12 protein-coding genes are annotated in these 10,249 nt (G+C 67.2%); 7 read left to right on the forward strand and 5 right to left on the reverse strand.

Going from position 1 to position 10,249, the window contains the following annotated elements:
• Positions 1 to 50 precede the first annotated feature (50 nt).
• From FM119_RS11770 to FM119_RS11790, 5 genes are all read left to right on the forward strand, one after another.
• Positions 51 to 353: a hypothetical protein gene (locus FM119_RS11770; protein WP_143822705.1), complete on the forward strand. Its 303-nt coding sequence runs from the start codon at positions 51 to 53 to the stop codon at positions 351 to 353.
• Between the two features lie 75 nt (positions 354 to 428).
• Complete coding sequence (locus FM119_RS11775; protein ID WP_087138342.1) at positions 429 to 761, forward strand: hypothetical protein; 333 nt, start codon at positions 429 to 431, stop codon at positions 759 to 761.
• 73 nt (positions 762 to 834) lie between these two features.
• Positions 835 to 1,428 (forward strand): SdpA family antimicrobial peptide system protein, encoded by a 594-nt coding sequence (locus FM119_RS11780; RefSeq protein ID WP_143822706.1) that lies wholly within the window; start codon positions 835 to 837, stop codon positions 1,426 to 1,428.
• The gene (locus FM119_RS11785) at positions 1,425 to 2,543 is read left to right on the forward strand and encodes a sporulation-delaying protein SdpB family protein (RefSeq protein ID WP_087138344.1); all 1,119 of its coding nucleotides are present in this window, start codon (positions 1,425 to 1,427) and stop codon (positions 2,541 to 2,543) included. The genes FM119_RS11780 and FM119_RS11785 overlap by 4 nt, the downstream gene beginning before the upstream one ends.
• Complete coding sequence (locus tag FM119_RS11790; RefSeq protein ID WP_087138345.1) at positions 2,540 to 3,070, forward strand: hypothetical protein; 531 nt, start codon at positions 2,540 to 2,542, stop codon at positions 3,068 to 3,070. The genes FM119_RS11785 and FM119_RS11790 overlap by 4 nt, the downstream gene beginning before the upstream one ends.
• 10 nt (positions 3,071 to 3,080) lie before the next feature.
• Here the strand turns inward: FM119_RS11790 and FM119_RS11795 are convergent, their stop codons facing one another.
• Entirely contained in the window at positions 3,081 to 3,734 is a 654-nt protein-coding gene (locus tag FM119_RS11795) for a response regulator (protein WP_245827473.1), read from the reverse strand.
• Positions 3,735 to 4,180: 446 nt separating this feature from the next.
• Between FM119_RS11795 and FM119_RS11800 the strand changes: the two genes are divergently transcribed.
• A complete protein-coding gene (locus FM119_RS11800) occupies positions 4,181 to 4,537 on the forward strand; it encodes a sensor histidine kinase (RefSeq protein WP_087138347.1) in 357 nt (118 codons plus the stop codon).
• A 190-nt stretch (positions 4,538 to 4,727) separates the two neighbouring features.
• On the opposite strand, the gene FM119_RS11805 is transcribed toward FM119_RS11800, so the two are convergent.
• From FM119_RS11805 to FM119_RS11820, 4 genes are all read right to left on the reverse strand, one after another.
• Complete coding sequence (locus FM119_RS11805; protein ID WP_087138348.1) at positions 4,728 to 6,878, reverse strand: 3-hydroxyacyl-CoA dehydrogenase NAD-binding domain-containing protein; 2,151 nt, start codon at positions 6,876 to 6,878, stop codon at positions 4,728 to 4,730.
• Positions 6,879 to 6,883: 5 nt separating this feature from the next.
• Entirely contained in the window at positions 6,884 to 8,083 is a 1,200-nt protein-coding gene (locus FM119_RS11810; protein WP_087138349.1) for a thiolase family protein, read from the reverse strand.
• Positions 8,084 to 8,155: 72 nt separating this feature from the next.
• Complete coding sequence (locus tag FM119_RS11815; protein ID WP_087138350.1) at positions 8,156 to 9,352, reverse strand: ribonuclease D; 1,197 nt, start codon at positions 9,350 to 9,352, stop codon at positions 8,156 to 8,158.
• Complete coding sequence (locus FM119_RS11820; RefSeq protein ID WP_087138351.1) at positions 9,349 to 9,942, reverse strand: DUF3000 domain-containing protein; 594 nt, start codon at positions 9,940 to 9,942, stop codon at positions 9,349 to 9,351. The genes FM119_RS11815 and FM119_RS11820 overlap by 4 nt, the downstream gene beginning before the upstream one ends.
• A 22-nt stretch (positions 9,943 to 9,964) precedes the next feature.
• Here FM119_RS11820 and FM119_RS11825 point away from each other — a divergent pair.
• Positions 9,965 to 10,249, forward strand: a 285-nt coding sequence (locus FM119_RS11825; protein WP_218778778.1) for a hypothetical protein, incomplete at its 3' end; no start/stop codon positions are given.

A 10,249-nucleotide genomic window follows, 5' to 3' on the forward strand; every position in this document is an offset into this window, starting at 1 on the left:
GGGCTGACACTCGTCGAGCCCGCACAACACAAGGAAGTGAGTTCGACATCATGACAATGGCTATCAGGCGGGTTCCTCTCACTCTCGCCGCGATCGTGGCCGCGGTTGCGCTGGTGCTGGGGTATGCCCTCGTGTCACCCGCGGCATTCGCTGAGCCGACGTCGCGCGTTGACACCGAGCGTGACGACGGTCTCACAACGCGCGACGTCGAACTGGTCGACGGTGTGCTGTTCGGCGTCGGCCCCGCGGCGAAAGAACTCGGCACCAGCATCGACACTCTCTTCTCCGATGACGATCGCGCCACCGTCGAGGGGTACGTCGAGGAGACGCGGAGTGAGTTTGTCGCCGCCTAGCAGGCCGAGGTCGAGGCGGCAGTCGCTCAGCTGCGGTCGGGCTCGGTCAACGAGACGCAGTCGGGCATCGACGCGTTGAGCGGCGCATTCAACGAGTACATCAGCGAAACCTACACCGAAGAGGAACTCGAGAACGCGGTCACAAACGTCGGTGATGTTCAGGTCGTCCCGATGTGCGGTGCGGTCGCCGCGTGTGCTGCGGCCGTCGTCGTCGTTGTGTATGCCGGCGCGATCGTGCACAACGCCGCGGCCGTGACCGCCGCGGGCGCCGTCGTCGTCTCCGTGTACCTCTGGTGCGGGGCCTGGACCAGGTGCGGTCGTATCGCCGCGGCCGGTGGTGAAGAACGGGTCGCGGAGGAGAAGTTCCTCTCCAACGCGACGCGCGTCGGCGCCAGCTACCCGCAGTAAAAGCCGGCCGGTGGCACGCGATATCTATTCGCGTGCCACCGGCCGTGCTGACAAGAAGTGAAACGGAGTGATCATGAGCGGCGCGAACGGAACCAGTCACGGTGGGGTCAGAACAAAGTTCGGCGTGGTGTGCGCCATCGCGGCGGTGGCGGTTGCCGCAATCGTCTTCTCATCGCTGCCGATCAAATCTCACGCCTCCGAAGCAGCTCGCGCGATGACCGGCCTGGTCAACGAGATCTCGCCTCAGGGATGGGGGTTCTTCACGAAGGATCCTCGCGAACCCTTCATGGTGGCGTATGTGATGAACGAGCACGGCGCATGGGAGCACGTCACCCGGGGGCCGAATGCGCGCCCGCAGAACGCTTTCGGCCTGAACCGCGAATCCCGGCTCGATGAGTACGATCACTCCCAGCTGATCGGCACCGCGGAGCTCGACGACGTCTGGGCCGAGTGCACGGGAGACGACGTCGACGGGTGCGCGACCGCCGCGATGGACAGCCAGGGTACACAGGAGTGGCAGGTGAGCGGATACGATCTTCGACTCTGCGGCGACGTTCTGCTCCTGAAGCGGGAGCCCATTCCGTTGGACTACGCGGGTCTCGACTATGACCCCACGAGCTGGGCGATACGTGCCGACGTCGCCTGCACGGTACAGGAGCAGGCATGACAACGACATCGACGGACGACGACGCTCGCGGTGCCGTCACAGCCCGCGGGGTGCCTGTTGACGCTAGGGCCACTGCTGACGGTCGCAGTACTGCTGACGGTGAAGCCACTGCTGACGGTCGCACCACTGCTGACGGTGGCGCCACGGCGCTACAGCCGCCCCAGGATCCCGAGTCCGACACCCGCGGGGCCACCCTCTCTCGGCTGGAGCGATACATCGTCAGCACGAGTCCCTTCACACCGGTGCTCGGAGCAACGCGGGCGCTGATCGCTCTCGCGACCATGCTGACGCTAATCTTTACGCCGACGAACCAGCTGTTCTTCCGCAGCGACGCCATCCCAAGTGGTGTCAACTGCGGCGGCACGTTGGGACAGTTCAGTCTGTTCTGTCTGGGGAGTGACGCCGGGCTGCTTGAGCTGAGCCGATGGGTGGCCGTACTGGTGCTGGTGCTGGTGGTGATCGGCATCGCGCCCGCGATTACGGCTGTCCCACACTGGTACGTGACGTGGAGTGTGATGACCTCGAGTACGGCTGTCGACGGTGGCGAACACCTCTCGGCCAGCCTGACCCTGATTCTGATTCCTTTCGTCCTCGTCGATCGGCGTCGGTGGCACTGGAGCATGGACCGCGGATACGCGCAGCGAAATGTGTGGGTGAAATGTGTGGCCTACTGTGCGATCGGACTGTTCATCGCGCAGGTGATGGGGGTGTACTTCCAGGCCAGCATCGCCAAGTTCGGGGTGCTTGAATGGTCCGACGGCACGGCCCTGTGGTACTGGATGCAGAATCCGACGTTCAGCCCGCCCGATCCCTTCGGCAGCGCAATTCAGGCGGTTCTTCAGTTCCTCCCGGTCACCGTGGCGGTAACATACGGCACCCTGCTGCTTCAGCTGAGCCTCGTTCCGGCTGCGTTCTACTCGCGCCCCGTGCGCCAAACAATTCTTATCCTGGCGGTGCTTTTTCACCTCGCTGTCGCGGCGACAATGGGACTCTGGAGTTTCTCGCTGATTATGATCGCCGCTGATCTCCTGCTCCTGATACGCCCACACGAATCGACCCAGCTGACGGCCACCATCCACTGGAAAACCCGGCCACTACGGAAGGATGTCGCATGACGGACACCACCAGATTCTCATCGGCTGCCCCGCTGGGCGCTCGGATCGGCGCCATCTGTCTGGTGATGCCGGTCGTGGCTATCGCGGTGATCGTTCTGCTCGGCGCGCCGCCCCGCCCCGGCGAACTGGCACTCGCGCTGGTGAGTCTCGCCCTGGCGTTCATCGTCGTGTTCGCAGCCCTCTGGAAGGCCTCGGCGGTGCTCACGATTTCGGAGCGCGAGGTCGCGCTCGGCTTCTGGCCGCTGTGGGTGACCCGGGTTCCGATCGACGACATGGCGGACGTCTCGGTGGTGACCGTTGACCCCTATGCCCAGTATCGGGGGTGGGGAATCAAGGGATCGGCCGGAACCGAACTCGGGCGCCTCTATTCCGCCGGCGGAACCCATGCGACGCGGATTCGGACGTCGTCGCACACGACCTACCTTGTAGCGTTCACCGAGCTGTCGACGGCGCAGCGGGCGGCGGCCGAGCTGTCCGCGGTGTGTGTGTCGTCCGCCGAGAGCTCCCGGAACGATTCCGGCCAGTGACCGCGCTCCGTTACAGGGAGACGATGCCCTCGCGTGCGGCGAAGATGAGGACCTGAACCCGGTCTCTCACGCCCCACTTCTGGATCACACGACCCAGATTGCTCTTCACGGTGGCTTCGGAGATGACGAGACGCTCGGCGATTTCACTGTTGGAGAGCCCCTCAGCGAGAAGGCGAACGACCGAATACTCTCGCGGTGTCAGTGTCGTTGCGTCGCGCGACAGGTGTTCCGTCAGCCGATCGATGCGATCGTTTGGCTGTCTGACGGTGTGCACAAGTTCGCGGCTGATGTCCGGGGACAGGACAGCGCGTCCCTCGTGGATGTCTCGAATCGCCTGAACGAGTGCATCGGGGGCCGTGTCCTTGATGAGGTAGCCGGAGGCGCCCGCGCGCAGCGCCGCGACGATGTACTTTTCCGAGGCGAACGTCGTCACCGCGAGAACCCGTGCGCCCGGGAGCGTGGCGACCAGCTGAGCCGTTGCGTCGATCCCATCCACCGTCGGCATCTGGATGTCCATCAGAATGACGTCCGGCTGAACCGCTCGGGCACGCGACACAGCCTCGGCACCGGTGGTGGCTTCTGCCACGACCGACATCCCCGCCGCGTTGTCCACGAAGAGCCGGAGGGCGTTTCGTACAAGCGCCTCGTCATCCGCGATGAGCACTCGAATATCACCCATAACTCAAACCTAGGCACTGACCTCACGGAGCCGGTTCGCGGTCGATGTGCACATCGTCAGTCGGCCGTGTCCCCGTCCCCTCCGGGCAGGACAGGCCTCCAAAGGTCGCATATTCTCTCCACCTTTGCCGCTACGCGAGCCGTGCCGGCATCGGGAATCTTGGGGAGCGACACGCATGACACACGAGGAGCGAAATATGCTTGAGATTCTTCTGCTGAACATGCCCGACGTTGTCCCGACGTTCGCCTGGCTCTGTCAGGTGCTGGGAATCTGTAAGCCGTAGACTTCTATCCGGCCCCGGGCAGACAAATAATGGTGTGTGAATGAACGCCCTACCCCGAGGGCCTGCTGCGCAGCGCAGGCGAGTACAACCGGCTGTCGCGGGTCGGACTGACCGACCGACGACCCTGCAGGAGAGCCTCGCGGCGAATGTGGCTCATCTTCGTGGCCTCGGGATCGAGGTCACGGTGGGTGTCCCGTCCGGGATTCAGGTCTCGCACTCGGTCGAGACCACGCTGGTTCACCTTCTCACCGAATGCACCACGAACGTCCTCACCCATGCGCCGCAGGCCGCACTCGTGGATATCCAGTTCATGGTGGGGGAGAGCCGCGTCGACGTCAGATTCCGCAACGACTCCGCGTCGCCGGTACGTGAGGCGGGATCGAATCGAGATCGCGGCTACGGACTGCGGCCGATGACCGAGCGGGTCGAACTCCTCGGCGGTGCCCTCAGCGCACAGCGGGACGGCGGGTCATGGCTCGTTCAGGCGAGTCTGCCTCGGGCCTGAACCGTCGGTGCCGGATTCGGTCTGCGGGTTCGCGTGGAGGAGCGAACCGCGGCCAGGGGTGTGGAGGGGAGTTATCGTCCGGGGCCGTGAACTCGGGGTCGGAGGAGAACTCGGCGCTGCAGCGCGGCACCCGAAACGGCCCGACCGGGAGTACTGCCCGGTCGGCCCGTTCGAGGTCGCGCAACCCGCATCAGCGGTCGGCGGCCCCCACACCACGAATCAGAGGCGTGTGGAAGGTCCGGCCGATCGCGCGCTCGCTCGCTCCGGAGCGATCGAGGTACGGTGACGCGCCCCCGGCCTGGAACGGCCACCCGGCGCCCAGGATCAAGCACAGATCGATGTCGTCGACGGCGGCGACGACGCCCTCATCGACCATGAGCGCGATTTCGCGAGACAGCTCGTCCTCGACCCGCCGCAGAATGCTCGTCTCGTGCACGGCGTTCGAGCCGACGGAAATGCTCGCTGACGCGGCCTTCGTCAGACCCGTCACGCGTCCGGCGTTATCCGTCGTGACGACCTCGTCGAGTTCCGCCAAGCGGTGCAGATTGGAAGAGGCATAGAAGCGCTCGGGGAAGCGCTCGACCATGGTGTCCTGCACATGCGCGGCCACCTTCCATCCGACCAGGTTCATCAGCTGGAATGGCCCCATCGGCAGACCGATCGGCGCGAGTGAACGTTCGACAACCGGGAGCGGCGTACCGTCGTCCAGCGCCCTGGCCGCCTCGCCCATGACCTTGGCCAGCAGACGATTGACGACAAAGCCGGGGGCGTCTGCGACGAGAACCGCATTCTTCTTCAGGGCCTTGGCGACCGCGAATCCCGTGGCAATGGCGGCATCATCGCTTTGCGAGGCGCGAACCAGCTCGACCAGCGGCATGATGGCCACGGGGTTGAAGAAGTGGAAGCCGATCAGACGCTCGGGATGGGTGAGCACGGAGCCGATTTCACTCACGGACAGCGACGAGGTGTTTGTCGCCAGCACGGTGTCGGGGGAGACGTGCTGCTCGATGCTGCGGAAGACGTCCTGCTTGACGCTGAGCTCTTCGAACACCGCCTCGATCACCCAGTCACATCCGGCGAAGTCCGCATGGTCGGTCGTTCCACTGACGAGCACGCTCAGCCGGTTTCTCTCGTCTCGACTGATTCGTCCCTTGTCGTGGAGGGCATCGATATCGGCGCGGATTCGCTCCACTCCGGCATCGACTCGGTTCTGATCGACATCGGTGATGATTACCGGCACCTGAAGGCGCCGGAGAAACAGCACGGCGAACTGGCTCGCCATGAGGCCCGCACCGACGATACCGACCCGATTGACCCGTCGAGCCAGGCCCGCGTCCGGCGCCCCCGCGGGACGCTTCGCGCGTTTCTGAACCAGATTGAACGCGTAGATCGAAGCGGGGAACTGGTCGCCGACGATCAACTCGGCGAGCGCGTCGTCCTCACGGCGGAAACCGTCGGCGACGCTGCCCGATTTGGCCTGATCGAGCAGCGTGAGCGCCGCGTACGGCGACCGCGGAACCGTCCCGATCCGTGAGGTGAGCATCTTCTTCGCGGCCTGGATGGCGAGCGGCCACTTCACGGTGCGCTCGAGGCGACCGGGGGAGGCGGGACGAGGGACCTCGCGCCCGTCGAGCACCTGGAGCGTCCAGGCGATCGAGTCCTCGAGGAAAGTCGCGGAGGGGAACAGCTCGTCGGCGATGCCCAACTCACGCACGCGCTCGGGCTTCAGCATGCGATTGTTCTTCAGGGGGTTGCTGATGACGACCTCGAGGGCGTTCTCGATCCCGATCAGACGGGGAAGGAGCGTGGAGCCGCCCCACCCGGGAATGAGTCCCAGGAACACCTCGGGCAGTCCGATCCCGGCGGCCGCGCTCGACACGGTCCGATAGTCGGCGTGGAGGCCGATTTCGAGGCCGCCGCCCAGCGCAAGGCCGTTGATGTACACGAAGCTGGGCACACCGAGCGCGGAGAGGCGGTGGAACACCCGGTGACCCAGTTGGGCCAGTGACCGGGCTGCCGCGGCGCTGGGCACATCGCCGACCTTCGACAGGTCAGCCCCGGCAGCGAGGATGTACGGCTTGCCCGTGATGGCGACGGCCTGGATCTCGCCCGAGGCCGCGCGGGCGGTGAGCGAGACGAGGACCTCGTCGAGTTCGAGAAGTCCGCGGGCACCGAACGTGTTCGGCCGACGATAGTCCTCGCCGTTGTCGAGGGTGATCAGAGCGATCGTGGTTCCCGGTCGCGGAGTCACGTCGCGCACGTGGGCGTGCGTGACCACCTCGTCATCCGAGAAGGCGAGGAGCTCGGTCAGGTCGATGTCTGGTTCGTAGTCGCTGCTCACCGCAATTACCTCTTCCGTCCGTTGTAGTGCGGGTTCTCCCAGACGACCGAGCCGCCCTGACCGAGTCCGACGCACATCGCGGTGAGGCCGTAGCGGACGTCGGGACGCTGCTCGAACTGCCGAGCGAGCTGGATCATCAGACGCACGCCCGAGGCGGCCAGCGGGTGTCCGAGCGCGATCGCGCCACCCCAGGGGTTGACCCTCGGGTCCTCGTCATCGATACCGAAGTGGTCGAGGAACGACAACACCTGCACGGCGAAGGCTTCGTTGAGCTCGAAGAGCCCGATGTCGTCGATGCCGAGCCCGGCCCTGTCCAGCGCGCGCTCGGTGGAGGGGATCGGTCCGATGCCCATGACCTCCGGTTCGACGCCGGCGAAACCGAACGACACCATCCGCATCTTGGGGGTGAGGCCGAGCTCGCCGACGAGCCGCTCGCTCGCGAGCAGGGAGGCGGTCGCCCCATCGGTGAGGGGGGAGGAGTTCCCGGCGGTGACGCGACCGGACGGCCGGAACGGTGTCCGGAGCCCGGCGAGTCCCTCCATGGTCGTCTCCGGTCGGCGGCCCTCGTCCTCCGTCGCCAGTCCCCAGCCCTCGGACGAGCCGATCGCCACGGGAACGAGATCGGCCTGGATGTCTCCGCGGTCGTACGCCGCCTGGACCCGGTGCTGGCTGGCCAGCCCGAAGCGGTCGGCGCGCTCCTTGGTGAGGCGGGGGAACCGGTCGTGCAGCCGCTCGGCGGTGTTGCCCATGTTCAGCGCGTCAGGGCTGACCAGTCGCTCCGCGACGAATCGGGGGTTGGGGTCGGCGTCGAAGCCCATCGGGTGCCGGCCCATGTGCTCGACGCCCCCGGCGATCACGGCGTCGTACTGGCCGAAGCCGATGCCGGAGCCGAGCGTGGTGACCGCCGTCATCGCCCCGGCGCACATCCGGTCGATGGCGAAGCCGGGAACGCTGAGAGGCAGCCCGGCCAGGATGGCCGCCGTGCGCCCGAGCGTGAGGCCCTGATCCCCCTGCTGCGTGGTCGCGGCGATGCCGACGTCGTCGATGCGCTCGCCCGGAACACCGGGGTTGCGCTCGGTCAGTCCGACGATCGCCTTGACGATCAGGTCGTCGGCCCTGGTGTTCCAGTACATGCCCTTCTCGCCGGCACGTCCGAACGGCGTCCTGACGCCGTCGATGAAGTACACCTCGCTTGATGCGGCCACGCTGCCTCCCTCGTTGAGTTGCTCCGAGCCTAGGTGTCTCGTGCATCGTCGGCGGCAGCGGCTGTGCCTGGTCTACGAGCCCGCGCTCGGCGCCTCTCCGGGGCTTTGGTCGGCTTCGACAAACAGCCGCGCCACCTCGGCCGCGAGCAGCTCCCGCTGCCAGGGACGGGCCCCCAGGGTAGCGAGCGCGTCGTCGATCGACGACGCGGTGAGGGGGGAGGGCGGTGCCCAGGCCACGCGGCGCAGGTAATCGGGCGTCAGCAGGTTCTCGACGGGGATGCTCCTGGCCTCGGACAGCTCCGTGACGTGCGCCTTCGCGGCCTTGAGCCTGGCGTCGGCCGCGGGGTTCTTCTCCGCCCAGGCCCGCGGCGGAGGAAGCGTCTCGCCCGGCACGCGGGGGGCGAACGGTTCCGTGCTGGCACGGCCCTGCTCGATCGCTGCCCACCAGCGGTCCAGCTCCGTCCGGCTGGCCCTGCCCCGGAAGGTGCGCATGGCGGCGAGCTGCGCCTTCGTCCGCGGTTTCTCCTTGACCACGGCGATGATGGAGCTGTCGGGGATCAGGCGGCCGGGCGCGGTGTCGGTGCCCCTGGCGTGCTTGTCCCTGACTGTCCAGAGCTCGCGGGCGACGGCGAGGTTCTGCTGCCCCCTGATCGCGTGGACGCCGGAGAGCCGACGCCACGGCTCGGCGCGCGGCGGCTTCGCCGGCTTGCTCAGCTCCGCGTCGAACTCCTGGGCGGCGATGCCGTCCTTGCCCGCCTCACGCAGCTCGCCGGCGAGCCTGTCGCGCAGGTCGACGAGCAGCTCGACGTCGAGCGCCGCGTACTCCAGCCAGGAGTCGGGCAGCGGCCGGGTCGACCAGTCGACCGCGGAGTGCTCCTTCGCCAGGTGAATACCGAGGAGCTGCTCGACGACGGCCCCAAGCCCGACACGGGGGTAACCGAGAAGGCGGGCGGACAGCTCCGTGTCGAACAGCCGTGTCGGGCGTATGCCGACCTCGCGCAGACAGTCGAGGTCCTGTGAGGCCGCGTGCAGGACCCATTCCTCGTCGCCGCCGGCCGCGCCGAGCGCACTCATGTCGCCGATCGCCGGGGGGTCGAAGAGGAAGGACCCGGAACCGCGCCGGAACACCTGGATCAGGTAGGCGCGCTGCGAGTATCGGTAGCCCGACGCGCGCTCGGCGTCGATGGCGATCGGCCCGGTCCCCGCGGCGATCCGCGTGACGGCGGCGTCGAAACCCTCCGGGGTGTCGATGACCGTTCTCTCGTTCACGCGCGGGGTCCCTTCCTGCGGAGGACGGTCACGCCCTCGGAGCTCGGCGGCAGGCCGGCGAGCATGCACAGCAGCTCGCCCCACGCCTCGAACTGGCTGCCGACGTCGGCGGTGAGCGGCGACCACGACGCCCGCAGCTCGATCTGTGCGCCATCCGGTTCACCGCCGAGCTCGCCGAAGCCGGAGGAGATGATCTTCGTCGCCGTCCCGCTCGGGTGCGCATACTGCGCACCACGGGAGCCGAGGGCGTCGATGAGCCAGGACCAGGTGACGTCGGCGATGAACGGATCGATGCCGATCTCTGTCTCGAGCGGCGCCTGGGCGAAGCACACGACGCGGTAGGGCCCGTCCCACGCCTCCGGCTGCTCCGGGTCGTAAAGGAGGACAAAGCGGCCCGTCCCGTCGGGGGAGTCGTCCTCGTGCCCGACGTCGCCGACATCGGCCGCGAAGGCGATCGCGTAAGGGGCGAGCGAGCCGGGGGCGGGGATCTCGGTCACCCTCAGCTCGTCGCGCACGGTGGCGGATCGGATGGCGTCGCGCGCACGGGCGAACTCGACGGGGGTGTCGGCATTCTCGGATTCTTCGGCCACAGCTGAACACTAGGCTTTGACGATGATGAAGCCGTCGAGCCACGCCGCCAAACGCCCCGCCGTGCTCGTCGCCGTGCTCGCCGGGGTCGCGGGGATCGTGCTTCTCCCTCTCATCGCGGCCGGCGCCCTCGTGTCGTTGATGTCCCGCCGGATCGTGCGGCCCGAGCCCGGGCGCGCTCCCGACGTCGCCGTCGTCGCGGTCGAAACGGGCGACGGCGCGACCGACGGCGTCACGGAGGGGAACTCGGACGGGTCCGGCACGCCGCACGGCTCCGAGGAGACGGTCGCGCCGTCGCCCGTTTCGACC

It is taken from the genome of Mycetocola reblochoni REB411, assembly GCF_900163835.1.
In the GTDB taxonomy this organism is placed as follows: domain Bacteria; phylum Actinomycetota; class Actinomycetes; order Actinomycetales; family Microbacteriaceae; genus Mycetocola_B; species Mycetocola_B reblochoni.